Annotated in this window: 23 protein-coding genes and 2 pseudogenes; 15 read left to right on the top strand and 10 right to left on the bottom strand. The window is 74.0% G+C overall.

What is annotated here, in order from left to right; all coding sequences use genetic code 11:
• Positions 1-175: 175 nt before the first annotated feature.
• Together lpdA and ACZ4UX_RS07275 are read right to left on the bottom strand one after the other, a co-directional pair.
• Positions 176-1582 carry a dihydrolipoyl dehydrogenase gene (gene lpdA / locus ACZ4UX_RS07280; RefSeq protein WP_352296740.1) on the bottom strand — a complete coding sequence of 469 codons (1407 nt, stop codon included), beginning with the start codon at positions 1580-1582 and terminating at the stop codon, positions 176-178.
• Between the two features lie 216 nt (positions 1583-1798).
• The gene (locus ACZ4UX_RS07275; RefSeq protein ID WP_465705983.1) at positions 1799-3304 is read right to left on the bottom strand and encodes a M28 family metallopeptidase; all 1506 of its coding nucleotides are present in this window, start codon (positions 3302-3304) and stop codon (positions 1799-1801) included.
• A gap of 228 nt (positions 3305-3532) precedes the next feature.
• On the opposite strand from ACZ4UX_RS07275, the gene ACZ4UX_RS07270 reads away from it, so the two are divergent.
• The 3 genes and pseudogenes from ACZ4UX_RS07270 to ACZ4UX_RS07260 all read left to right on the top strand — a co-directional run bounded on the left by ACZ4UX_RS07270 (position 3533) and on the right by ACZ4UX_RS07260 (position 5864).
• On the top strand, positions 3533-3709 hold the full coding sequence (locus ACZ4UX_RS07270) for an antitoxin (RefSeq protein WP_352296742.1): 177 nt from the start codon (positions 3533-3535) through the stop codon (positions 3707-3709).
• A gap of 334 nt (positions 3710-4043) precedes the next feature.
• On the top strand, positions 4044-4529 hold the full coding sequence (locus ACZ4UX_RS07265; protein WP_352296745.1) for a cation:proton antiporter regulatory subunit: 486 nt from the start codon (positions 4044-4046) through the stop codon (positions 4527-4529).
• A gap of 4 nt (positions 4530-4533) precedes the next feature.
• Positions 4534-5864 (top strand): annotated as a pseudogene (locus ACZ4UX_RS07260) (cation:proton antiporter).
• Positions 5865-5883: 19 nt separating this feature from the next.
• On the opposite strand, the gene ACZ4UX_RS07255 reads toward ACZ4UX_RS07260, so the two are convergent.
• Complete coding sequence (locus tag ACZ4UX_RS07255) at positions 5884-6063, bottom strand: hypothetical protein (protein WP_329485814.1); 180 nt, start codon at positions 6061-6063, stop codon at positions 5884-5886.
• Between the two features lie 72 nt (positions 6064-6135).
• Between ACZ4UX_RS07255 and ACZ4UX_RS07250 the strand changes: the two genes are divergently transcribed.
• A complete protein-coding gene (locus ACZ4UX_RS07250) occupies positions 6136-6720 on the top strand; it encodes a TetR/AcrR family transcriptional regulator (RefSeq protein ID WP_465705930.1) in 585 nt (194 codons plus the stop codon).
• Positions 6717-8117, top strand: coding sequence for an MFS transporter (locus tag ACZ4UX_RS07245; RefSeq protein ID WP_465705929.1), 1401 nt, complete (start codon positions 6717-6719; stop codon positions 8115-8117). Before ACZ4UX_RS07250 ends, ACZ4UX_RS07245 begins: the two co-directional genes overlap by 4 nt.
• Before the next feature lie 64 nt (positions 8118-8181).
• Here ACZ4UX_RS07245 and ACZ4UX_RS07240 read toward each other — a convergent pair whose 3' ends face one another.
• Complete coding sequence (locus ACZ4UX_RS07240; RefSeq protein WP_380382872.1) at positions 8182-8478, bottom strand: hypothetical protein; 297 nt, start codon at positions 8476-8478, stop codon at positions 8182-8184.
• A gap of 89 nt (positions 8479-8567) precedes the next feature.
• On the bottom strand, positions 8568-9908 hold the full coding sequence (locus ACZ4UX_RS07235; protein WP_465705928.1) for an MATE family efflux transporter: 1341 nt from the start codon (positions 9906-9908) through the stop codon (positions 8568-8570).
• Between the two features lie 165 nt (positions 9909-10073).
• On the opposite strand from ACZ4UX_RS07235, the gene ACZ4UX_RS07230 reads away from it, so the two are divergent.
• The 8 genes from ACZ4UX_RS07230 (at position 10074) to fabV (ending at position 18086) form a co-directional block, all read left to right on the top strand.
• The gene (locus ACZ4UX_RS07230) at positions 10074-10613 is read left to right on the top strand and encodes a PadR family transcriptional regulator (RefSeq protein WP_359811190.1); all 540 of its coding nucleotides are present in this window, start codon (positions 10074-10076) and stop codon (positions 10611-10613) included.
• A 215-nt stretch (positions 10614-10828) separates the two neighbouring features.
• Positions 10829-11710: a class I SAM-dependent methyltransferase gene (locus ACZ4UX_RS07225; protein WP_465705927.1), complete on the top strand. Its 882-nt coding sequence runs from the start codon at positions 10829-10831 to the stop codon at positions 11708-11710.
• Between the two features lie 191 nt (positions 11711-11901).
• The gene (locus ACZ4UX_RS07220) at positions 11902-12525 is read left to right on the top strand and encodes a hypothetical protein (RefSeq protein ID WP_465705926.1); all 624 of its coding nucleotides are present in this window, start codon (positions 11902-11904) and stop codon (positions 12523-12525) included.
• A gap of 145 nt (positions 12526-12670) precedes the next feature.
• A complete protein-coding gene (locus ACZ4UX_RS07215; RefSeq protein ID WP_465705925.1) occupies positions 12671-13603 on the top strand; it encodes an acyltransferase domain-containing protein in 933 nt (310 codons plus the stop codon).
• 327 nt (positions 13604-13930) lie between these two features.
• Complete coding sequence (locus tag ACZ4UX_RS07210) at positions 13931-14815, top strand: isocitrate lyase/PEP mutase family protein (protein WP_465705924.1); 885 nt, start codon at positions 13931-13933, stop codon at positions 14813-14815.
• A 317-nt stretch (positions 14816-15132) separates the two neighbouring features.
• On the top strand, positions 15133-15324 hold the full coding sequence (locus tag ACZ4UX_RS07205; RefSeq protein WP_329485823.1) for a hypothetical protein: 192 nt from the start codon (positions 15133-15135) through the stop codon (positions 15322-15324).
• Positions 15325-15533: 209 nt separating this feature from the next.
• On the top strand, positions 15534-16595 hold the full coding sequence (locus ACZ4UX_RS07200) for a bile acid:sodium symporter family protein (protein ID WP_465705982.1): 1062 nt from the start codon (positions 15534-15536) through the stop codon (positions 16593-16595).
• Between the two features lie 267 nt (positions 16596-16862).
• Positions 16863-18086 carry an enoyl-[acyl-carrier-protein] reductase FabV gene (gene fabV, locus ACZ4UX_RS07195; RefSeq protein ID WP_465705923.1) on the top strand — a complete coding sequence of 408 codons (1224 nt, stop codon included), beginning with the start codon at positions 16863-16865 and terminating at the stop codon, positions 18084-18086.
• A gap of 148 nt (positions 18087-18234) precedes the next feature.
• Here fabV and ACZ4UX_RS07190 read toward each other — a convergent pair whose 3' ends face one another.
• The 4 genes from ACZ4UX_RS07190 to ACZ4UX_RS07175 all read right to left on the bottom strand — a co-directional run bounded on the left by ACZ4UX_RS07190 (position 18235) and on the right by ACZ4UX_RS07175 (position 21866).
• Positions 18235-18381 carry a hypothetical protein gene (locus ACZ4UX_RS07190; protein ID WP_396486218.1) on the bottom strand — a complete coding sequence of 49 codons (147 nt, stop codon included), beginning with the start codon at positions 18379-18381 and terminating at the stop codon, positions 18235-18237.
• Positions 18382-18688: 307 nt separating this feature from the next.
• Entirely contained in the window at positions 18689-19537 is an 849-nt protein-coding gene (locus ACZ4UX_RS07185; protein ID WP_465705922.1) for a hypothetical protein, read from the bottom strand.
• Positions 19534-21387 carry a GMC family oxidoreductase gene (locus tag ACZ4UX_RS07180; protein WP_465705921.1) on the bottom strand — a complete coding sequence of 618 codons (1854 nt, stop codon included), beginning with the start codon at positions 21385-21387 and terminating at the stop codon, positions 19534-19536. The genes ACZ4UX_RS07185 and ACZ4UX_RS07180 overlap by 4 nt, the downstream gene beginning before the upstream one ends.
• Positions 21384-21866: a hypothetical protein gene (locus ACZ4UX_RS07175; protein ID WP_465705920.1), complete on the bottom strand. Its 483-nt coding sequence runs from the start codon at positions 21864-21866 to the stop codon at positions 21384-21386. The genes ACZ4UX_RS07180 and ACZ4UX_RS07175 overlap by 4 nt, the downstream gene beginning before the upstream one ends.
• A gap of 365 nt (positions 21867-22231) precedes the next feature.
• Here ACZ4UX_RS07175 and ACZ4UX_RS07170 point away from each other — a divergent pair, with 365 nt between their 5' ends.
• Together ACZ4UX_RS07170 and ACZ4UX_RS07165 are read left to right on the top strand one after the other, a co-directional pair.
• Positions 22232-23074, top strand: coding sequence for a DUF4389 domain-containing protein (locus ACZ4UX_RS07170; RefSeq protein ID WP_465705919.1), 843 nt, complete (start codon positions 22232-22234; stop codon positions 23072-23074).
• 257 nt (positions 23075-23331) lie between these two features.
• Positions 23332-23582 (top strand): annotated as a pseudogene (locus ACZ4UX_RS07165) (peptidylprolyl isomerase); the annotation flags it as partial.
• 66 nt (positions 23583-23648) lie between these two features.
• On the opposite strand, the gene ACZ4UX_RS07160 reads toward ACZ4UX_RS07165, so the two are convergent.
• Positions 23649-24005, bottom strand: a complete 357-nt coding sequence (locus ACZ4UX_RS07160) for an MmcQ/YjbR family DNA-binding protein (protein WP_465705918.1) — start codon at positions 24003-24005, stop codon at positions 23649-23651.
• Positions 24006-24032 lie beyond the last annotated feature (27 nt).

Below are 24032 nucleotides of genomic sequence, written 5' to 3'. Positions count from 1 at the left end.
GGAGGGGGGGGAAGGGCTCAGACAGGGGGAGGGGGAGGGGGGGGAAGGAGAGGGGGGGCCTGGGGGGGTTGGGGGGGGAGGGGGGGGGGGGTGGGGGGGGGGGGGGGGGGGGGCCCCCCCCCCCCCCCCGGCACCCCTGACCGCGGTCCTGACCGTGGCCCCGGGCGGGCCCGTGTCACATGTTGATCATGTGCCCGGCCAGGCCGTGGACGGCCTCCTTGACCGCCTCGCCGAGCGTCGGGTGCGCGTGCACGTTGCGGGCCACCTCGTGCACGGTGAGGTCCCACTGCTGGGCCAGCGTCAGCTCCGGCAGCAGCTCGGTGACCTCGGGGCCGATCAGGTGGGCGCCCAGCAGCTCGCCGTGCTTGCCGTCGCTGATCACCTTGACGAAGCCGATCGGGTGGCCGAGCCCGTGCGCCTTGCCGTTGGCGGTGAACGGGAACTTGGCGACCTTGACGTCGTACCCCTGCTCGCGGGCCTGCGCCTCGGTGTACCCGAAGCTGGCGATCTGCGGCTGGCAGTAGGTGGCGCGCGGGATCATCACGAAGTCGAGCTCCATGGTCTCGGCCCCGCCGATGGTCTCGGCGGCGATCACGCCCATCGACTCGGCCGCGTGGGCCAGCATCAGCTTGGCCGTCACGTCACCGATCGCGAAGATGTGGTCGACGCTGGTGCGGCCCCGGCCGTCGACGTCGATCGCGCCGCGGTCGGTGAGCTTCACCCCGGTGTTCTCCAGGCCGTAGCCGTTCACCCGGGGCGCGAAGCCGATCGCCTGGAGCACCTTGTCGGCCTCCAGCACCTGCTGCTGACCGTCGCGGGTGACGGTGACCCTGACCTTGGCGGCCGGGTCGCTGTCGTCGATCGACTCCACCCGGGTCGAGGTGAGCACCTCGATGCCGAGCTTGCGGTACTGCTTGCCGAGCTCGGCGGAGACCTCGGCGTCCTCCAGCGGCACCATCCGGTCGAGGAACTCGACGATGGTGACCTTCACACCGTAGTTGTGCAGCACGTACGCGAACTCGACGCCGATCGCACCGGCGCCCGCGATGATGATGCTGCCCGGCAGCTCCTCGGTGAGGATCTGCTCCTCGTAGGTGACCACGCGCTCGCTGAGGCTGGTGCCGGGGAGCAGCCGGGTGGTGGCGCCGGCCGCGATGATGCAGTGGTCGAAGGTGACGACCTCGAAGCCGCCGCCGCTCAGCGCGACCTGGAGGGTCCGGTCGTCGACGAAGGTGCCCCGGCCGTCGTACTCGGTGATGCCGTTCTTCTTCATCAGGTAGTGGACGCCCTTGACCCGGCCGTCGGCGACGGTCCGGCTGCGGCGGAACGCCTCGCCGAAGTCGAAGCTCACCGTGCCCTCGACCTTGATGCCGAAGGTCTTGGCCTCCTTGGTGAAGATGTGCGCCAGCTCGGCGTTGCGCAGCAGGGCCTTGGAGGGGATGCAGCCGACGTTGAGACAGACCCCGCCCCAGTACTTGGCCTCGATGACGGCGGTCCGCAGGCCCAGCTGGGCGGCCCGGACGGCGGCGGTGTAGCCGCCGGGACCCGCGCCGAGGACGACGACGTCGTAGTGCGTGCTCATGATGCTGACTCCTCCGAGGGTGTCACGGTGACGTGATCTCGGTGCCATGGTGTCAGGAGCCCGGGCGGCGCACTCATCGGCCCCGGCCGATCGGCCGCCGTCCGGGTGCGGCCCGGGAGCGCGACGGGGAAAGGGCGCGGCGCAGCGGGGAACGGCGGGGAACGGCGGGGAACGGGGCGGCGCCGGGGCCCCGCCCGCTGGCGGGGCCCCGGGCGGTCAGGCCGAGACCTCGTGGGTGTGGCCCTCGTGGAGGCCGCCACCGCTGCCGGCCTGGCCCTCGGTGTGCTGCGGAGTCACCGGCGCGTGCAGCGAGGAGAGATCCCAGGCGTAGGTGCCGACGGCGTCGGCGATCACGTCGATGTTGACGTCGAAGGCCTTCAGGTCGAGGTTGCCCAGGTTGTCGCAGGCCTTGTGGTAGCACGTGTCGAACGCCACCCCGGCCGTGCCGCCGTAACGCGCCGCCTGCGCCGCGGACTTGATCACCTCGGCGCCGGTGTCGGTGCCGCCCGCCGGGATCCCCGCGTCGATGAACGGGCCGTAGTCGGAGCGGCCGGTGAAGTCGGTGCCCTCGTGCGGCAGGCCCCGGCGGTCCAGGTAGTCGGTGATGCGCCGCTCCAGTTGCGCCGAGCCGTCCGGGCCGGGGCCGGAGCCGACGTGGTCGGAGTCGTCGCCGTCGTAGACGAACTGGGCGGAGTTGGGCGAGGCGATCATGTCGAAGTTCAGATAGAGCTTGATCTTCTTCTGCTCGGCCTCGGAGAGTGACGCCACGTAGGCCTCGGAGCCCTTGAGGCCGAACTCCTCGGCCGACCACCAGGCGAACCTGACCTTGTTCCTGACCGGCCGGTCGCCGAGGTTCTTCGCCACCTCCAGGACGCCCGCCGAGCCGGAGCCGTTGTCGTTGATGCCCGGGCCCGCCACCACGGAGTCCAGGTGGGAGCCGATGACGACGGTGTTCGCCGGGTCGCCGCCGCGGGTCTCGGCGATGACGTTCCAGGTCTTGCGCTTCTCCATGAGGGTACGGATGTCCAGGCCCACGGTGACCGGCCCGGCGGCGGCCTTGGCGACCAGTGCCTCGCCCGCCGCCCTGCTGATCCCGCCGGTCGGGACGCGGCCGGCGGTCGGCTCCCCGAGGGTGCCGTTGAGGTCGCCGTCGGTGTTGTTGTAGACGAGGACGCCGGTCGCCCCGGCGTCCGCCGCCGCGGCCGCCTTGACGGCGAAGCTGCAGCCGCCGCGCTTGATCAGCGCGATCCGGCCGGTGAACGCGCCGGCCGCGTAGTCCCCCGCCTCGCAGCCGGTGGTGTCGTCCGCCGGGACGACCGCGAGCGGGGCGGTCAGCCCGGCCGCCGGGCCGCCGACGGAGTACGTCATGGCGATCACCGGTACGTCCTCGGCCTGGGGGGACACCACCGTCAGTTTCTGCGCGAGGGCCTGGAAGAAGGTGTACTCGAATTCCTGCTTCGACACCTTCAGACCGGCCTGGCGGGCCTGCTCGTAGACGTAGCGCGCCGACTCGTCGTGGCCGCGGGAGCCCGCCACCCGGTTGCCGCCGTTGCGGTCCGCGATCCGCTGCAGCGCGGCCAGCGTCCGGCGGGCGCTGCCGGCGCTGCTCTCCTCGACGAGCCGGGCGGCCAGCTTGGCTCCCTTGCGGCCCGGGTCCGGTGCGGCCGCGGCGCTCCCGGCGCCGACCAGCAGCAGCGGGGTCACCAGGGCCGCGACCGCCAACGCGGAGCTCGCGACCCGGGTGGACCGGGCAGCGCCCGGGCGGGGTGAGACGGTCGGGCGGCGGGTCCGAGCATTCACGGCAGGTCCTTCCGAGAGTCCATGGAGATCCCGATTTGACATGCCCCGGGCCACCTTGCCAACCCTGCCGCGAAAGCTGACCGGATGCGGACATCCGGCGGCGCGGCGATCCTGGAGGGGAGGGGCCGTCTCATCCAGGAGGGTGACCGAATGTCCATGATCGACAAGATCAAGCAGATGCTGAAGGGCCACGAGGACCAGGCGGACAAGGCCGTCGACAAGGCCGGTGACACCGTCGACCAACGGACCCAGGGCAAGTACAGCGGCCACGTCGACACGGCCCAGGACAAGGTCAAGGACCAGTTCCGCGACCAGCCTCCCCAGTAGCCCGCCGACGCAGTCCGGACACACGGGTCCGGTACCCCGGCCGGGTGAGCGCGACCACGCGCGCACCCGGCCGGGGTACCGCGCGTCCACGGCCGGACGAGCGCTCCCCGCGGACCGTACGGACACTCGCGGGGACCCTCCCACCAGGAGGGCTTTACACAGTCATTACCATTGGCACGGTAGCGCTTCCGCGTGTCGCACACGGCGCGGCGCCGTTCACCCGTCCGGGTGAGCGGCCGCCCTGCCGGGCCGGCCCAGTTCCGGCGGACGGCCGGCCCTGTTCCGGCGGACGTCGCGCACGCCAGCGGGAAGCCCTGACGAGAGGACAGCCGCCGTGTCGATCCCCCGTGTCCGGACCACTCCCCTGCCCGGCGTCGGCGTCCAGTACGACCTCACCACCCGAGAACAACGGCACCTGTCCGTCATCGCCCACCGGGACGGCTCACGCAGCCTCAACGTCTACCGCTCGGACGACCCCGACGCCTGCGCCCAGGCGTTCCGGCTGACGGCCGAGGAGTCCACCGCCCTGGTCGACGCCCTGACGCCCGCTCACCACAACCCGGGCCTGCTGCACACCACCGACCTGGGCCTGGTCGCCGAGCGCCTCCCGGTCGAGGGTGCCTCGCACTGGAACGGCCGGCTGCTCGGCGAGACCCGGATGCGCACCGAGACCGGCGCCTCGATCGTCGCCGTGCTGCGCCGCACCGGCGCCGTGCCCTCCCCGACCCCCGACTTCCGGCTGGCCGGCGGCGACATCCTGATCGTGATCGGCACCCGCGAGGGCGTGGACGCCGCCGCCGCGATCCTGGGCAGGGAGTGATCGGATGCACACCGCAAGCGTCTTCATCGAACTCGGCTCGGTCATCCTGGTCCTCGGCCTGCTCGGCCGGATAGCCGGCCGGTACGGGTTCTCGCCCATCCCGCTCTACCTGCTCGGCGGACTGGCCTTCGGCAAGGGCGGCCTGCTGCCGCTCAGCGCCAGTGAGGAGTTCGTGGCCACCGGCGCCGAGATCGGCGTCGTCCTGCTGCTGCTGATGCTGGGTCTGGAGTACACCGCCGCCGACCTGGTGACCAACCTCAAGGCCCAGTACCCGGCCGGCGCCGTCGACTTCGTGCTCAACGCACTGCCCGGCGCGGCCGCCGCCCTGCTGCTCGGCTGGGGCCCGGTCGCCGCCGTGGTACTGGCCGGCGTCACCTGGATCTCCTCCTCCGGGGTGATCGCCAAGGTGCTCGGCGACCTCGGCCGGCTCGGCAACCGGGAGACCCCGGTGATCCTCAGCATCCTGGTGCTGGAGGACCTCGCGATGGCCGTCTACCTGCCGATCCTGACCGCGCGCTGCTGGCCGGCGCCGGCCTGCTCGCCGGCTCGCTCACCCTCGCCATCGCGCTCGCCACCGCGGGCGCCGTGCTCTTCGTCGCGCTCCGCTACGGCCGGGTGATCTCGAAGTTCGTCTCGCACGACGATCCGGAGAAGCTGCTGCTGGTCGTCCTCGGACTGACCCTGCTGGTGGCCGGCCTCGCGCAGCAGCTCCAGGTGTCCGCCGCGGTCGGGGCGTTCCTGGTCGGCATCGCCCTCTCCGGCGAGGCCGCCGAGGGCGCGCACACCCTGCTCAGCCCGTTGCGGGACCTCTTCGCGGCGGTCTTCTTCGTCTTCTTCGGGCTCAGCACGGATCCGACGAGCATCCCGCCCGTCCTGCTGCCCGCGCTGCTGCTGGCCGTGGTCACCGCGCTCACCAAGGTGGCGACGGGGTACTGGGCCGCCCGCCGGGCCGGGATCGGCGAACGCGGCCGCTGGCGGGCCGGCGGCGCGCTGGTCTCGCGCGGGGAGTTCTCCATCGTCATCGCCGGTCTGGCCGTCACCGCGGGCATCGAGCCCGAACTCGGGCCGTTCGCCACCGCGTACGTGCTGATCCTGGTGGTCACCGGCCCGCTCGCGGCCCGGTACACCCAGCCCGCGGTGGAGCGCCTCGGGGCGCTGCGCGGGCGCTGGACTCCGGCGGCCCGGGTCACGCCGGGCGCCGAACCGCTGCCCGGCGCCGGGGCGAGCGACGCCGCTGCCGTACCGGAGGCAATCACACTGGAGCGGCCGGAGCCGGCGGAGCTCGTTCAGGACGGGCTCGCGCAGGAGCAGCCGGCCAACGGGCTGCCGCGCTGAGGCCGGGCCCCGGAGCGGATCAGTCGGACCGGTCCGCCCCGGGGCCGGGCTCCCGGCCCGACCCGGGCCGGCGGCCGGGCTCGGGGTCCGGCACCGCACCGCAGTTCTCGCAGGGCTGCCGCCCGGCCCGCTCGCGCAGCCGGCCGCACTCCGGGCAGACCCGGTCCAGCCAGCACGCCGATTCACCGCCTTCGTCCATACCGCCGATTCTGCCCGGCCCGCCCCCGACGGCGAGTAGACACTGTCTACTCGCTCCTGGTAGACAGTGTCTATGAACGATCAGGACTCGGGCCTGCGCGCCCGGCTGGTGGCGGCCGGCGTCGAACTGGTGACGGCTCAGGGGGTCCACGCGCTCTCGCTGCGCGAGATCGCCCGCCAGGCCGGCGTCTCGCACGGCGCGCCGCGCCGCTACTTCGCCACCCACGTCGAGCTGCTGTCGGCCATCGCCCGGCACGGCTTCGACGAGCTGGCCGCCGACCTCACCCGGGCGACGGCCGGCGCGGGCCCGGGCCCGCGCGAGCGCCTCGCCGCACTTGCCCGCGGCTACCTCGGCTTCGCCGCCGCCCAGCCCGGCATGTTCGAGCTGATGTTCCGCCACGACCTGCTGGAGGGCAGCGGCATCGGCCTGCGGCAGACCAGCCTCCCGCTCTTCCGGACCTTCACCACCCTGGTCGCCGAGGTGCGGCCACCGAGCGGCGCGGAGCCCGCGGCGGCGGCCGCCGCACTCTGGGCCAACCTGCACGGGCTCGCCCAGCTCCGCGCCTGGGGCAGCCTCCAACTCGCCACCGGCAGCGACGACATCGAGCCGCTGCTGCACGCCGCCCTGGCCGCCCACCTGGGCCCGGAGGCCCGGTGAAAACGCCCGCCCGCCGACGCCTCACCCTCGCCGGGAGCATCACCGGCGCCTCGATCGTGGCCCTGGACGGCACCGTCCTCACCGTCGCCCGGCCCGCCATGCAGCACGACCTGAACGCCTCCTTCACCGCCGTCCAGTGGACCAGCACCGCCTATCTGATCGCGGTGGCGAGCCTGCTGGTCTTCGCCGGCCGGCTGGGTGACCGCTACGGCCACCAACGCGTCTTCGCCGTGGGCGTGCTGGGCTTCGCCGCCGCCTCGGCCGGGATCGGCCTGGCGCCCGGCATCGGCTGGGTGATCGGCCTGCGCGTCGCCCAGGGCGTGGCGGGCGCGCTGCTGCAGCCCGCCACCCTGGGCATGCTGCGCGCGGCCTACCCGGCCGACCGGCTCGCGATGCCGATCGCCCTGCGCACCAGCGCGATCGGCCTGGCGGCCGCCGCCGGACCGGTCGTCGGCGGGGCGCTGACCGCCCAACTGGGCTGGCGGGCGGTCTTCTTCCTCACCGTCCTCCCCGCCGTCGCGGCCGGGCTCACCGCGCTGGCCGTGCGGATTCCGCAGCCACCCGCCGACCGGTCCACCGGCGCCCTGCGCGCGCTCGACCTGCCGGGCGCCGCCCTGCTCGCGGCGGCGCTGGTCTGCCTGGTGCACACGCTCGTCGGGGTACCCGAGCACGGCCGACCGGCCGCCACGGCGTTCGGCCTGCTCGCCGCGGCCCTGCTCGGCACCGCCTTCGTCCACCAACAGCGGCGCTCCGCACACCCGTTGCTGCCGCCGCGGGTGTTCGCCTCGCCCACCGTCGCGTCCTCGCTCGGGGTGCTGCTGACCGCGTCCGCGGCGCTCTTCGGGACGCTGTTCCTGGCCACCTACTTCCTCCAGGACGTGCTCGGGCTGGACCCGTTCCAGTCCGGCGTCCGGGCGTTGCCGCTGGCCGTCACGATGGTCGCCGCCGCCCCGGCCGCCGCGGTGCTGATGCGCCGCCACGGGGCCCGGGCCACCGCCGGGGCCGGGATGCTGCTGCTCACGCTCGGCACCCTGCTCGCGGCCCGGTTCGACGAGTCGTCGGGGGCCGTCGCGATCGGCGGCAGCTTCCTCCTGCTGGGCAGCGGGTTCGGGGCGGTGATGGTCACCGCGACGGCCGCCCTCGTCCGCGACGCCTCGGTGGCGGACGCGGGCGTCGCCGGGGGCCTCCAGCAGACCGTGATGAACATCGGCCCGGCCCTGGGCACCGCCGCCGCGACCACCCTCACCGCCGGCCGTCCGCTCGTGACCGCCATGGGCCCGGCCCTGCTGGTCCTCGCGGCCACGGCGGCGGTCGGCGTCCTGCTCGCCACCCGCCTCCCGACCCGGGCGCCGGCGACGGGGGCGGTGGACGCGGCGGCGACGCGGCCGGGGCACTGAACCGGTCGCTCCCCCGCAAGGGCGTACGTCCTCCCGGTCGGTGCCCTCGGGCCCGTCGATCGCTTCACGCCGTCGAGTTGTCGACGATTTCGGCGATCTCCACGTACTCGATGGACGGCGCCGCGCCGTAGAGACCGGTCACGCGCTCGCGCAGCTCGGCGGAGAAGAACTTCTCCGCCTGCTCCTTGGACTCCCAGACGTAGAAATTGACCGCCTGCTGCCGCTCCTCACTGAAGGTGAAGAACTTGAACCGCACGCCCGGCATGCCTTCGAACATGGGGCGTGCGGTCGCGGCGACGTCGACGATCCGTGACCGGTCGAAGTCGCCGGGGTAGGAGAAGGTAACGGTGACACCGATCATGGCTACTCCCCTGTCGGCAGGGTGAGATCACCTTCGAATTCTACTCGGAAGCCGCATTCCGTGGCTTCGGGATCGCATCGGGGTGGGCGTCACTCCGGCGTGGCCCGAAGCGGGGTCTGCCCGGCGGGTTCGGCCGCGCCGACCGGCTCGGCGGGCTCGCCCATCGGCCCGGGGGTTCGGCGGCGGTTCGGGGCCGGCAGGCGCATCAGGATCAGCTGGGTCAGCGCGCCCACCGCCATGCCGGTCCAGAGGCCGTTCACCCCGAGCGGGACCGACAGGGCCACACCGGCGGCGAGTTGGACGGCGAGTCCGAGCAGGCTGGCCGTCACCAGGCGGCGGCCCGCGCCGGTGGCCTGGAGCACGCCGCCGAGGGCGACGACCAAGGCGTAGGGCAGTACGTAGAGCCCGGCCATCCGCAGGTAGCCGACGGCCTGGCCGGCGACCGCGTCGTCCCGGGTGAAGAGCGCGGTCACCGGCACCGCGAGCGCCGCGCAGAGGACGGCGGCGCCCGCGCCGAGGGTGCCGGCCAGCCGGGCGGTGTCACGGCCCAGGGTGCGCAGCCCCGCCGTGTCGCCCGCGCCGGTCAGCCGGGCCGCCTCGATGGCGGCGGCCTGCCGTACGGCGTAGAAGGCCATGGTCACGACCAGCATCACGCGGTAGCCCACGCCGTAGCCGGCGACCGCCGGTACGCCGAAGGACGCGACCAGGGCGAGCTGCACCGTGCCGACGCCCATCCGGGCGGTGAAGTCGAGGCCGAACGAGGCTCCGGCGGAGACGATCCGGCGGGCCTCCGGCAGGAGCCCGCCCGCCGGGGGCGCGGTCCGGCGGCGCCGGCGCCGGAGCAGCAGCGTGACGGCGAAGGTGAGGGCGCGCGCGGTGGTCAGGGCGAGCGCCGCGCCCGTCACGCCGAGGGCCGGGAACGGTCCGGGTCCGAGGATCAGCAGCGGGTCGAGGAGGAGCAGCAGGGCGTTGGTCAGCAGGGCGAGCCGCATCGGCGTCCGGGTGTCGCCGGTGCCCTTGAAGAGCTCGTCGGCCACCCGCTGGCCGAAGAAGAGTCCGGCGGCGGGGAAGGCGATCGCGAAGTAGTCCGCGGCGAGTCCGGCGGCGGGGCCGTCCAGGAAGGCGTCCGCGATCGGGTGGCGCAGCAGGAAGCCGGGGACGGCGAGCAGCAGGCTGCCGAGGGCGCAGAGCCGCCAGGCCGCCCGCGCGGTCCGGCCGGCCGCCGCGCGGTCCCCGGCGCCGACGGCGTGCGAGATCCGGACGGTGGTGCCGGAGGCGACCACCAGGACCAGGCCCAGCAGCAGGTTCTCGACGGTGCCCGCGAGGGTGACGGCGGCGACGGCGGGCGCGCCGAGCCCGCCGACCCAGTACGTGCTGATGACCGAGGCGATCACCCCGGACAGGAGTCCGGCGTAGACCGGCCCTGCCAATCCGATCAGCCTCGGCAGATGTCCTCGCACGTCGCCCCCCGGTTCCGTCGGCAGCGCTCGGCCGCCCTCTTGGTGTCTCGAACAGAGATACATCGTTTAGAGGCACATCGGCAAGAGGTACCATGACGCCCGAACCGCGCATGCGACGACGGAAGGGCTTCACCGGTGCTCACCCTCGCGATCCTCGGCTTCCTGTACGACGAGCCGCTGCACGGCTACGAGTTGAAGTCACGGATCACCGGCCTGACCGGCCACGCCCGGCCGGTCAGCGACGGCGCGCTCTACCCCGCCATCGCCCGTCTGGAGAAGGCCGGACTGCTGGAGCGCCGCAGCGAGCCCGGCAGCGGTGCCGCGCCGCGGCAGGTCCTGGAGCTCACCGCGGCGGGCCGGGCCGAACTGGAGCGCCGGCTGGCCGACCCGGCCGAGGCCGAGATCTCCGACCAGATCCGCTTCTTCACCGTGGCCGCCTTCCTCGACCGCCTCACCGACCCGGTCGCGCAGGCCGCGGTCCTGCGGCGCCGGCTGGCGTTCCTGGAGGCGCCGAGCAGCTTCTTCTACGACGCGCAGGGCCGGCCGGTCGCGGCCGAGCAGGAGTCCAGCCCGTTCCGGCGCGGCATGCTGCTGGTCGCCCGCGCGTCCGGCGCCGCCGAGCGGGCCTGGCTGGCCGGGACGATCGCCGAACTGGAGGGCGGCCGGGCGTCCTGAGGCGGGCTGCTGGAGGGGCGCGGAAGGGCCGCCGCCCGCGGTCGCCCGGGGCGTGCTCGGGCCCCCGGACAAGGGTGCGAAACGGTCCGCCGATTCCTGTTCCGGGCCTGGCGCAACTGGGGCGTGTCGTCGCTATGATGATCCGCCTCACACCATGGCGCCGCCGCGGGGTGAACCGTACGCGCCGGGCCATGCCCGCACCCCTGGAGGCCCCCGTGCCCACTGCCGACACCGGAACCACCCGCCCGCAGCAGCTGACGCGCGACGGCATCCCCGGCTGGTTCTTCAAGGTCGACCAGGAGGCCTTCGCCCACTTCCTCACCGAACAGAGCGCGGCCGGGCACACCGGCGACATCCTCGAACTGGGCACCTACCTCGGCCGGAGCGCCGTCCTGCTCGGGGACCACCTCCGGCCCGGCGAGCAGCTGACCGTCTGCGACCTGTTCGACTCCGAGGCGGGCGACGCCGACAACGCCGCCGAGATGACGATGTCCTACCGCAAGACCCTGACCAGGAGCGCCTTCGAGGCCAACTACCTCACGTTCCACCCGCGGTTGCCGGTCATCGTGCAGGCCCCCACCTCGGTACTGGCCGACCGCCGGATCCCGGACGGCAGTTGCCGCTTCGTCCACATCGACGCCTCGCACCTCTACGAGCACGTGGCCGGGGACATCGAGGTCGCCCGGGCGGCACTGGGCGAGAACGGGCTGGTCGCGCTCGACGACTACCGCTCGGAGCACACCCCGGGCGTCTCGGCGGCGGCCTGGCAGGCGGTGTTCACCGGCGGGCTGCGGCCCGTGCTGCTCACCCCCATGAAGTTCTACGGGACTTGGGGGGACGCCGAGGAACTCCAGCGGGTGCTGCTCGGCCGGGACTGGCGGGCCGGCGGCTACACGGTGGACGAGGACGCCATCGCCGGTGCGCGGGTGGTGCGGCTGAAGTACGCGGTCAAGCCGGGCGCGGCCCAGGCGCACCGCTCGGCCCCGCGGCGCCTGGCGCTGGACCTGCTGCCGCCGGTCGCCACCCGCGCGACCAGGCGGCTGCTCCAGGCGCTGCGTGACCGCCGCGCGGGCCGGCCGGTGGTCCGCACCGGCTGATCCCGCACTGGCTGATCCCGTACCGGCTGGTCCCGCGCCGGCGTTCGCGGGGAGGGACGGGCGGCCCCGGCCGGGACGGGCAGGGCCGGCCGCCCCTCCCGCCGGGGCCGGGCGGATGGCGCCGATCCCGCTCGGTAGGCTGTCGCGATGCACCGGACCACCACCGCGCCGACCCCCTCCGAGCTGCCCGGATGAGCGTCTTCCTGCCTCCCGAGCCGCCGGCCTTCGCCACCTCCTCACCACGCGAACGGGTCGCGCGGGTCCTCACCGAATCGCTGGCGCCCGCCCATCTGGTCATCGCCCTGCTGCTGCTCGTCGGCGCGCACAGCACCGAGGGCTGGTCCGGGGCCGGCTGGGGCCTGCTGGCCGCGCTGTTCTGCGGCGTGGTGCCGCTCGGCATCATCGCCCTCGGGGTGCGGCGCGGCGCGCTGACCGACAAGCACATCCGGGTCCGCCGCCAGCGCGTCGTCCCGATGGCCGCCAGCCTGCTGTCGGTGGTGGCGGGCGTGGCCCTGCTGTACGCGCTGGACGCCCCGGCGGAGGTCGCCGCCCTGGTCGTGGCGATGCTGGCCGGACTGGTGTCGGCGCTGGCCGTCACGGTCTGGTGGCAGATATCCCTGCACAACGCCGTGGCCGGGGGCACCGCGATGATCCTGGTGCTGGCGTTCGGCCCGGCGGCGCTGCCGGTCGCGGCGGCCGCACCGGTGGCGGTGGGCTGGTCGCGGCTGGTGCTGAAGGCCCACACGGCCGCGCAGGTGCTCGCCGGTACGGCGCTCGGCGGTGTCTGCGCCGTGGTGTTCGCGCTGCTGCGCTGAGCGACGGTCCTCCCCCGGCCCGCCCCCGGCCCGCGCTCGGGCCACGCTCGGACCCTCCCCGGACTCGGCGGCCGCACCGCACCACGCTGCACCTCACCGCACCGATAGGGTCGGCGGGTCGCCGCCGGGCCCTGAGGAGGTCGCGTTGGAGCCGGTCACGCTGCCGGACGCGGAGCAGCTGCCCGAGGCGCTGCTCGAACTCGCCGTCCCGTTCGAGGAGGTGAACGCCGTCCTGGCCGCGCGCACCCGGCTGGCCCGGGACGGCGGGCTGCGGGCCGCGTTCGACGAGGCCCTGCGCGAGCAGGTGGCGGCGGTCGGGACGCTCGGCCGGCCGTCCGGTCTCCATGGCAGCCGACCGGCGGGGTTCGAGGCCGACGGCCACCTCCTGACCCTGCTCTTCGTCGCCCTCGCCCCGCACGCCCGGGCGTACCACCGGGCCCTCGGGATCGGCCCGGCGGTGACCAGGAGCACCCTGGCCGACCTCGGCCGGCAGCTGGTGGTGAGCCGTTGGCGGGGCCACCCCGGCGGGCTGGGCAACCCCTCCTGGCTGACCCTGCACTTCCGGGGCGAGCTGTACCAGCTCGGCCGGCTCCAGTTCCAGCGCAAGCGGCTCACCGGGGCGGACGCCGAATCGGCGGCCGCGGCCGGGTTCGGCCCGTGGAGCCTGCAGTTGCACATCCCCGACCACAGCGGCCCGCTCTCCGCCGAGGCCTGCGACCGTGCGCTGGCCCGGGCCCGCGACTTCTTCGCCCGGCACTTCCCCACCGAGCCGTACCCGACGGCGTTCATCTCCTCCTGGCTGCTGGACCCTCAGCTCCGCCGCCACCTGCCGGAGGACTCCAACATCGTCCGGTTCCAGAAACGGTTCACCCCGCTGCGCCCGCCGGGCGAGCCGGCGGACGACAACCCGCTCCGCTACGTCTTCGGCGACAGCGGCCGGCCGCTGGAGTCGCTGCCCCGGGACACCCCGCTCCAGCGGGCCCTGGTGGACCACCTGCGCGCGGGCGGCCACTGGTACGTCGTCGGCGGGTGGCTGAGGCTCGGCGAGGACGACGTGCTCGGCGAGGACGACGCCTGACCGGTGGTCAGGACCGACACGGCTCCAGGGGCGCGGAGCGCCGGCCGGGATCCGGAGGCCGGACCCCGGGGTGCCCTGCGCGCCCACGGCGGATTCTCCTACGCAATTCCGATTGATATGACTGCGCATCACTCACGCGGGGGAACTTCATTTAAAGATTTGCCCACGGAACATTAAAGGTCGCATAGTGAGAGCGCCTCATTTGGCTCTAGTGATGGCCAAGTTCAGGCAAAGTCCGGTGCGCGTCGCGCCCGGGCGGTAGCCGACTGTCAGCCGGTCCCGCCGCCCGCCGCGCCGCGCCCCACCTCGGCAGGTGAGGAGAAGGCAATGCTTCACGAAGACACGGCGCCGGGCTACGGGCAGCGCCTCCGCGAGGACGTCGCGGCCCAGGGGACGACCCCGCTCATCGGCGTCTACGACATGTACTCGGCCTCGATCGCGGCCGAGCACTACAACGGCATGTTCGTCTCGGGCTTCGGCTTCGCGGCGTCCTACTACGGCCTGCCGGACATCGGCTTCATCGCCTGGCCCGACATGGTCGCCTTCGTCGAGCGGCTGCGCGGCGCGTTCCCGCAGCACCACCTGCTGGTCGACATCGACGACGGCTACGTCGATCCGGAGGTGGCCTGCCACGTGGTGCGCAGGCTGGAGCTGATCGGCGCCTCCGGCGTCATCCTGGAGGACCAGAAGCGCCCGCGCCGCTGCGGTCACGCCGACGGCAAGCAGGTACTGCCGCTGGACGAGTACCTGGAGAAGCTCGACCAGGTCCTCGCCGCCCGCACCGACCTCGTGGTGGTGGCCCGGACGGATGCCACCGAGGAGAGTGACATCCTGCTGCGGGCCGAGGCGCTCGCGGCCACCGACGCCGACATCGTCCTGGTGGACGGAGTGCGCAGCGAGGAGTGGATCCGCCGGATCCGGCGGGTCGTGGGGGGCAAGCCGCTGCTGTTCAACCAGATCGCCGGTGGCAAGTCCCCCCGGCTCTCGCTCTCCGAGCTGGGCGAGCTCGGCGTCGACGTCGCCATCTACAGCACCCCCTGCCTGTTCGCGGCGCACCGCGCGATGGACGAGGCGCTGGCCGGGCTGAAGGTGGCCGACGGCCGACTCCCGGCCCCCGCCGAGGACAGCCCCCAGATCGGGGTCCGGGAGTCCACCGAGTTGCTGGAGCGGAACATCGCCCGCCCGCGCCGGCGCGAGGCGGTAGGAGCGTGACGTCCGCATGGCGCGGCGGGGCGCGGCCGGGCCCGGCGTGGGGCGGCTCGGCGTGGGGCGGCTCGGCGTCGGGGGGCTCGGTGTCAGGGGGCTCGGTGTCAGGGGGCTCGGCGTCGGGGGGCTCGCGGCGGGGCCGTGCGGTCCCGCGCGGGCCGGCGCCGAATCGCGCACCGGTGTCGGCCGGGGAGGTACCTCCGAGGCGTCGGGCCCTGTGGCATCCGGCCCTGTGGCGCCCGGCCGCCGCCGCTCTGTTCGGCGCCTGCGTTCTGCTCGGTGGGGCCGCCTCGCCCGCGGTGGCGGGCGGCAGCCTGATCACCGTGATCGACAACTCCCACTCGGACTCGCTGGTGAGCACCGACTCGCTCCTGGAGATCGACAAGTCGGGCAACCTCCAGTCCGGACAGGGCACGGCGGGCAGTGACCAGGGGCCGGCCAATGCCCTGGTGGGCACGGTGCTGGGGATCGCGCCGGTCACCGCGGTCGACTCGTCGGCAGGGAGCGACGAATGAGCGGCGGGCTCCGGCACCGGGCTCATGGGCCCGGTGCCGGCCCGCCGGGTACGCCGGGTCAGCCAGGTTCGTCGGGCCCGCCCGGCCCGCCGGATCGGGCTGCTGCGGGACCGGACGGCCCGGAGGCCGTGGCAGCGGGCCCGAGGGCGGGGCCGGCCGCCGCGGCGGCCGCGCCGCCCGGGCCCGGTCCGGCTCGACGCGGGCTCCGGCTGCGCGGGCTCGACCCGTACGTGGCGGCGCTGGCGGGTACCGTCCTGCTCGCCACCTTGCTGCCCGCCACCGGTCGGGCCGCCCGGGGCGCCGAGCTGGCCTGCGACCTCGCGGTCGGGTTGCTCTTCTTCCTGTACGGGGCCCGGCTCTCCGCCCGCGAGACGCTGGCCGGGCTGCGCCACCTCCGGCTGCACGGCCTGGTCCTGGCCTGCACCTTCGTCCTCTTCCCCCTGCTCGGGCTCGCCACCGCCGCCCTGACACCCCGTCCGCTCACCGAGCAGTTGCAGACCGGCGTGCTGTTCCTCTGCCTCGTCCCGTCGACGGTGCAGTCCTCGGTGGCGCTCACCGGCGCCGCTCGCGGCAACGTCCCGGCTGCCATCTGCGCGGGCACCTACTCCAGCCTCGCCGGCCTGCTCCTCACGCCGCTGCTGGCCGCCTGGTTGCTGGGCGCCCACACCGCCCTGTCCGCCGACGGCCTGCTGCGGATCGGTGCGCAACTGCTCGCGCCGTTCCTCCTCGGGCAGGCGCTGCGCCCGAGGATCGGCGGGTTCCTCACCAGGCACAAACGCCTCCTCACCCCGGTGGACCGGGGCTCGATCCTGCTCGTCGTCTACACCGCCTTCAGCGCGGCGGTGGCCCAGGGCATCTGGAGCATGACCACCCCCACCGCCCTGCTCGGCCTGCTGGCGGTGCTGCTCGCCCTGCTCGCCACCACCCTCGCCCTCACCGGGCTCGGCGCTCGCCTGCTGGGGCTCGACCGGGCGTCCGGCATCGCGGCCGTCCTCTGCGGCTCACAGAAGAGCCTGGCGAACGGCCTGCCGATGGCGACCGTCCTGTTCGGACCGCAGGCCGGGCTGCTGGTGATGCCGTTGATGGTGTATCACCAGCTCCAGCTGATCGCCGGCACGCTCCTCGCCGGCCGCTGGTCACGGGCGCCGGACCCTTCCGAGGAGGAGCCGGCCGCCTCCGGCGGGGAGAGCGGCGTCCACGCCGCGTGGGAGTCGGAGGCCGCGGTGTCCGGTGGCGAGGAGCCGCTCCCGATCGGCCGGTCGCAGGACTGACCGGTCCACCGAGCGCTGCCCGAGAACGTCCACCCGGTCTCGCCGGGACCACCTGGCGCGAGCGCGGAACTCCCCCCGAGCCCTGGCCAGCAGGTCGGGGCCGCTCCCCGCGCCCGGCCGTTCATGGTGGAAACACTCCAAGATCGTCTCGCGATCGTTGTTCCCGGCAGGGCCCACCGCCCGCACGCGACCTGGAACAGACTGGCAGGGCGCGGTGGCCCGGTCGGCCGCCGCGCTCCTGTCACGGCCGACCCAAGGACTGCCATCGTGAACGAGCGTGTTCTCACTCCCCGCAACCGGGGGTTCCTCTTTCTCGACTCCCACCCGGCCGGGTGCGGGCAGTTGGTGGCCGACATGTGGCAGGCCTGCCCCGCCCCGGCCGCCCCGGCCGCTCCGCCGGAGGGCGACGGGCCGGTGGCGCTGGTCATCGGTTCCTCCGCCGGCTATGGTCTGGCGGCCACGCTCGCCGGTCTCAAGCGGGCGGGTATCCGCGGTATCGGTGTGTCCTTCGAGAAGGCCCCCACCGCACGCCGCACCGCGACGGCCGGCTGGTACCGCACCGCCGCCACCGCCGATCTCGCCCGCGCCGCCGGGCGGGACATGGTCTTCCTCAACGGTGACGCGTTCTCCGACGCGATGAAGGAGCAGGTCGCCGATCTCGTCGAGCAGCGGTTCGGCGGCCGGCTGGACCACCTGATCTACTCGGTGGCCGCGCCCCGGCGAACCGACCCGGAGACCGGCGCCACCTACGCCTCGGTCCTCAAGCCGATCGGCGGGGTGAACCGCACCAAGACCCTGGTCTTCGACGAGGACGGCGTGCCCGAGGTCCGCGAGGTCGAGACCGGGCCGGCCGAGGGCGACGACGTGGCACAGACCGTGGCCGTGATGGGCGGCGCCGACTGGGAACGCTGGATCGACCACCTAGCCGGGCGGGGGCTGCTCGCCGAGGGGTTCAGCACCGCCGCGCTCTCCTACATCGGCTCGTCGCTGACGGCGGCGATCTACCGGCAGGGCACCATCGGCGCGGCCAAGGCCCACCTGGAGGCCACCGCCCGCACCCTCGACGCGCGGCTCGGCAGGACGGTGGGCGGGCGGGCCGTGACCTCCGTCAACGGCGCCGCCGTCACCCAGTCCTCCACCGCGATCCCCGGCATCGCCCTCTACACCGGCCTGCTGCGCGGCGTCCTCGGGGGCGGCCTCGTCCCGCCGATCCACCAGCTCGCCGCCCTGTGGGACCAGCTCACCGGCACCGCCCCGCTCGCCCTGGACAGCGAGGGCCGGGTCCGCCTGGACACCTTCGAACTGACCGAAGACGTCCAGGCCGCCGTCGCGGCCCGCTGGGAGAGCGCCACCACGGCGACCATCGCCGACCTGGCCGACCTCGACTGGTTCCGCGCCGAGGTCCGCCGCCTCTACGGCTTCTCGGTGCCCGGCATCGACTACACCGCCCCGGTCGCCACCGACATCCCCTGGCCCGACCACACCTCCTGAGGAATTCCCCCGGCCGAGACGGGCCGGTTGCCTCAGGGGCCCGCCGGGGTGGTGCGCGCGGTCGTGGGGCAGTGCGGGCCGGTGTCGCCGACGACGTGCCGCGGCATCGCCGTCCACACCTTCCGCCCAGGAGGTCACGCCGGACGGATCAGCGCCCCGCTGCTCGTCGTGCCCGCTCGATCCGGGCGAGGGAGCCGATCCCGACAACGATGAGAGCAACGACCCCGAGCTTCTTGACCGTGTCTTCCCAGAGCAGGTGGATCATCCATTGGGCTATGCCATGCGTTTCATTCACAGGGGTGATCGTATGCAGAGCCTGAGGGCGTTCTTGCTGGTGAGAGCCGGATCGCGGCAACGATCCGGTGTCAGTTCAACGCGGTACCCGTGCCGCCGTCCCAAGTACACCGGACGAATGATCACCGGGCCCGCCCGTTCGAAGCCGGACGTTCAAGAACAAGCTGAGCGGCTGCTGTTCCGAGATTCCCGTCATCCGGGGGGTCTGACAGCGGCGCCGGAGGTGGGCGGGGTGGCCGGGCGGGGAGTCGGCCGGTCAGGTTGCGTCCGCCCGGCCTCCGGGGCGAGGTGCGGGCCGTGGGCGCGGCTCAGCGGACGTAGTAGGGCCGGTTGTGGGCGGCGACCGGCGGGGACTGGTAGGTCCAGACGCCGGCGGCGGGCGCCGTCCCGATCAGGCGGTCGAGGTCGGCGACCGCGTCGTCGGCCGAGGGCCGCTCGCCGAGGGTGAGCCGGACCCGCTCCGCGGTGCGGTCGTCCAGTGCGTAGAACCGGTAGGTGTCATGGACGTCGAGCGGCCCGGCCAGCAGCCGGCCCTCCTCGTCGGTGCCGTAGCCGGTGATCGGCGTGCTGTTGACCGCCTCGGGCGTGAGGCCCACCAGGTCGGCCTCGACGGCGAACAGTTCGCCGTCCTCGCGGCTCAGCCCGTCCGGACCGAGCGCGGCGCGGCGGCAGGAGACCGACCAGCGCTCGCGCACGGACGCGGCGTTGAGCGAGGGCAGCTCCGCCTCGAACCAGCCCGGCCGCTTCGGCTCGGCGTAGAGCCTGCGGCCCGCGTCGATGGCGAGCGGGTTGTCGCAGAGGACGTGCATCCGGGCGATCCCGAGCAGCTTGGTCTGGTCGTAACCGCGGGCGTACTGGCCGTAGTTCAGCTCGGGGAGGCGGTCCTCGGCGAACGCGGGGTGGGCGATGACGTTGATCTCCACCTCCTGGGTGATCCCGCCGCCGCCCGGGTACTGCGCGAAGTAGAGCTGGTAGTTCAGCGAGACGCAGGCCATGCCGTCGAAGAGGGCGACGGCCAGGCCGGGGTGGCGCTTGGCGAGCAGGTCGCGGCACGGGCCCGGGGCGACCAGGTAGTCCACCCCGATGTTGTGCAGCGCGCCGTAGTGGAACGGCAGGTGGTAGGGCTCGGGGACGGGCGGGAGCGGGAGTGCGGTCATCGGGACTCCGTCGGTCGTCGGGCGGGCACGGGCAGGTCGACCGGCGCGGCAGGTGCGGCAGGCACCGCAGGCGCCGCCGGCGCAGCTGGTTCGGCGATCGTCACCGGTCCGTGCAGCGCCAGCAGGTCGCGGTGGATCCGGTCGGCGCTGCGCAGCGCGAGCGCGGCCATGGTGAGCGAGGGGTTGGAGGTGCCGAGCGAGGGCATCGATCCGCAGCCGACGGCGTAGAGGTTGGGGTGGTCCCAGCAGCGCTGCCACTGGTCGACGACGGAGTCGGTCGGCGAGTCGCCCATGAGGTGCGTGCCGCCGGCGTGGCCCGCCCCCCGGTAGGCGTACGGGCGGCCCTCGTGTTCGAGCCGGCCGGGCCAGCGCGGCCCGGCCTCGTAGCGGGTGTGGTCCTCGGCGCCGAGCAGCGCGAACAGCTGGTCGGAGACGGCGCGGGCCGAGGCCATGCCGCGCCGCACGTACGGCGAGAGGTCGTAGTGCAGGGCGGGGCGCGGCAGCCCCAGCCGGTCCCGGCGGTCCGGGTTGAGGGTGACGCGGTTGGCCGGGTCGGCGGGCTGCTCCAGCTCGAACTGGAGCGCGAACTGCCGGCCGAGCCGGTCGCCCAGCCGCTCCCTCAGCTCCTTCCCGCGCACTCCGGCGGCCAGCAGTTCGGCCACCTCGACCTGCGGCGGGCCGGCGGCCCAGGACCAGCCCCAGTTGCCGATCTCGACCCGGAACGGCGCGCGGCGGGTGCGGCCGCCCCCGAAGCGGAACGCCTCCAGCCCGCTGGTCGACCCCGGGCCGCGGTAGGGGCCGACGGCGTCCGGCATGAGCCCCCAGGTGAGCAGGGCCGGGTGGTCCATCAGGTTCCGGCCGACCTGGTCGCTGCGGTTCGCCAGGCCGGAGAGGAGCAGCAGCCGGGCGTTCTCGATCGCGTGGGCGGCGAGGACGACCAGGTCGGCCTCGACCCGGTGGGTGACTCCCCCGGAGAGGTAGTCGACGCCGGTGATCCGGCCGGTGCCGTCGGCGAGCACGCGGGCGGCCACGGCATCGGTCCGCAGTTCGACGGTCGGTGCCCAGCGGGCCTGGGTGCGCAGCGGCGTGTACTTGGCGCCGCTCGGGCAGATCGGGACGCAGCTGGCGCTGCCCGCGCAGGGCGTGCCCGGTTCGTGCGGCGCGTCCCCGGCACGACGGTTCGGCAGGCCTTGGCGGGCGTGCGGGGTGGGGACGACGGCGAGGCTCGCCGCCTCGGGGGCGGCGGGGTCGCGGACGGTCCGGCCGTCCAGCGCGCGGGCCAGCCGCCGGTCGAGGTAGCTGGCGGGGATGGCGCGGGTCGGGAAGGCGTAGCCGTCCGGGATGGGCAGGCCGACGGCCTCGCGCTGCTGGTCGGCGTCGGCGGCCACGCCCAGCTCCCGCTCGGCCAGGCGGTAGTACGGTTCGAGGTCGTGGTAGCCGATCGGCCAGTTGCGGCCGTGACCGAGGTCGCCGGTGCGGAAGTCCTCGGGGTGCATGCGCGGGGCGAGTCCGGTCCAGAGCAGCCCGGTGCCGCCGTTGACCCGCAGGTAGCCGCTGGCGTACGGCAGGGGTCCGTGCTGGACCAGGTAGCCGGTCGCGTCGAAGCCGCCGTCCGGCCGCCCGGCGAGGTCGCCCACGTCGGGGGACGGCGCGTCCTCGCTGAGCGGGTACGGGGAGGTGGGCGCCCCGCCGCCGGCCGCGCGGTAGGCCGTCGCGGTGGCGGCGGCGGGACGCGCGGGGTGCCCGGCCTCCAGGACGAGGACGCGCCAGCCCTGCGCTCCGAGCCGCTCGGCGACCAGCGAGCCGGCGAAGCCCGCGCCGACCACGACGGCGTCCCAGCGCGCGCTCATCGGCCGCCGCCGTACTGCGGCGCCTCGGCCCAGCTGCCGTGTCCGGGCGCGGCGGTGCCGGGCGCGACGCCCTGGAAGGTGCGCCACATCAGGCCCCGGTCGTAGGCGCGGGGCGAGGAGGGCTGTTCGCCGGGCCAGGCACCGACGTACCAGAGGTGGACGAGGGCGTGTTCGTCGCGGACCCGGCGGGCCAGCAGGGTGCGGTGGTGCTCGTGGGCCATGCCGGTGGCGCGCAGTTCCCCCTCGTCGAAGCCGGTGAGGCCGGCGGAGATCCGGAGGAACTCGTCGAAGTCCGCGAGGGCGTCGTGCTCGGCACCGTCGTCGTCCTCACGGTCCTCGCGGTCGCGGTCCGCGTGCACACGGTCCGCATGGTGACGGTCCGCGTGGTCGTCGAAGTCGAAGCGGTCGGCACGCCGGTGACGGCCGTCCTGCCCGTCAAGGCCGTAGAAGCGGTCGTCGTGGTCGTCGATGGCTGGCAACCGGGCACCCCCACACATGAGCACTGCATGGCCGAGACATGACACAGCAGCGGCACGGCCGACCGCCCTTGCGATCATTCCTCCCGACATCGGGGCGAGAGGCTCGATGCCAGAAACTGATCGACCCTGATCGACACGAGACCATTCAAGGCGCGATTTCGATCATCCAAACCATCGGAAGTGTACGAATCAGCCGCGCCCAGCAGGGCACCCGAGGGCGCGAGCCGGCCCGGGCGACAGCGTTCCGCGCCGCGCGGCGGTCGCCCGGGCGGCCCAGCGCAGCGCGCGGAGGCGCCGGGCGGCTGCGATCTTCGGAGCACACGGCGGTGTACCGCCGTGCCTGGTGTCGAGACCTGGAGGCCCGGATGTGGCAGGCTCCCCCCGCGCCCGCTCCCTCGGACAGCGAGTGGCTGCCGGTGCTGGACATGTCCCCGCCGGGCCCGCAGAACCGGCTCACCGTGCTGGTGCGGATCCTGTTGCTGATCCCGCAGTTCATCGTGGTCTGGGCGCTGTCGGTGGGGGCGTTCTTCGTCACCGTGATCGGCTGGTTCGGTGCGCTGTTCCTCGGCCGGCTGCCGGGCTTCGCCGCCGACTACCTGTCGGGGTACGTCCCCTACGAGACCCGGGTGAACGCGTACCTGCTGCTCACCCACGACCGCTACCCGCCCTTCGCGTTCCGGACCCCGGGCTACCCGGTACAGGTCGAACTGCGGCCCGGTGAGCTCAACCGGCTCGCGGTGTTCTTCCGGATCATCCTGGCCATCCCCGCGATGATCATCCAGGCCGTGCTGTACAGCGGCTGGTGGACGGTCGCCTTCATCAGCTGGCTGGTGGTCCTGATCCTGGGCCGGATGCCGCAGGCCCTGTTCGAGGCCACCGCGGCGATCCTGCGCTACCGGATGCGGTACCTGGCGTATCTGCTGATGCTCACCTCCGCCTATCCGAAGCGGCTGTTCGGCGACGAGCCGACCACCGCGCCGAGCGGGCCGGTGTCGGGGACCCACCCCCTGGTGCTGAGCAGCGGCGGGCGCGGCCTGCTGGTGGCGTTCCTCGTGATCGGCGTGCTCTCCTCGGCCGCGGGCTCGATCACGTCGACGTTCACGGACGACGACGATGACACCAAGAGCGTCACCGGCCCCCCGGTGCCGGGCCCACTCGCCCCCGGCCCCGGCTCCCACGCCGTCCACCACGCCCGGCTCCTTCCCTGACCCGGCCCACGCCGCAGGCCACGTACGGAGGAGCGGCCGGCACACGGGCGGGCGCGACCGGGGGCCGGCACGACACGCGGTGGCAGTCGGGGCGGGACGGTCCGCGGCCGGGTGCCCTGGACCGGCCCGCCGGGATCGCCGACCTCGACGAACTCGTTGCCACGGGAGCGCCACACGCACCGGTGCGTGGCCGGGCCGCGCCCCGCGCATTGCCGCACTGTGGACCTGCAACTGCGATCAGGTATCGAAGTTTCGTCATGGCGGAAGAGCTGTATGCGACGCTGACGACCAACAAGGGCGACATCGTGGTCCGGCTGCTGCCGAACCACGCCCCGACGACAGCAAGGACTTCGTCGAGCTCGCCCAGGGCGAACGGCAGTGGGTCGACCCGAACACCGGCCGGCCGAGCAACGCGCGGCTGTACGACGGCACGGTCTTCCATCGCGTCATCGAGGGCTTCATGATGCAGGGCGGTGATCCCCTGGACAACGGGCAGGGCGGGCCCGGCCTGCCGGCCACGGGTGCCTCCGGCCACTGGCTCTGGACCCACCGGCCCGCGGCACGGGCCTGAGCGCTACGACGCGCCGCTCGCCCCCAGGTACTCGGCCGCGACCTTCTTCGGGACGACCATCCGCCAGGCCTCGACGACCAGTTCACGCATCTCGGTCGCGTCGACGGCGTCCGTGCGGACCTGCACCCAGTTGAACCGCTCGTCCGCCGGCTCCGGCATCAGGAACTTCTGCGGCTCGGCCGCGACCAGGGCCGCCCGCTCCTCCTTGGGGAAGGCGAAGCCCATGACCGTCTCGTCCCACGAGAACGCCAGGTAGACGATCCCCCGGACCCGGAACTTGACCCGGTCCCTGACCAGCGCCTCCTCGGTACGCGGCAGGGACCGGGCCAGGGTGCGCACCTCTTCGACCGTGATCGCCATGCGGCGAGCCTCTCACGCCGCACTGAC

It is taken from the genome of Kitasatospora sp. NPDC028961, assembly GCF_055564815.1.
The sequence above is the reverse complement of the archived record's forward strand: the minus strand, read 5'-3'. Positions and strand labels throughout refer to the sequence as shown.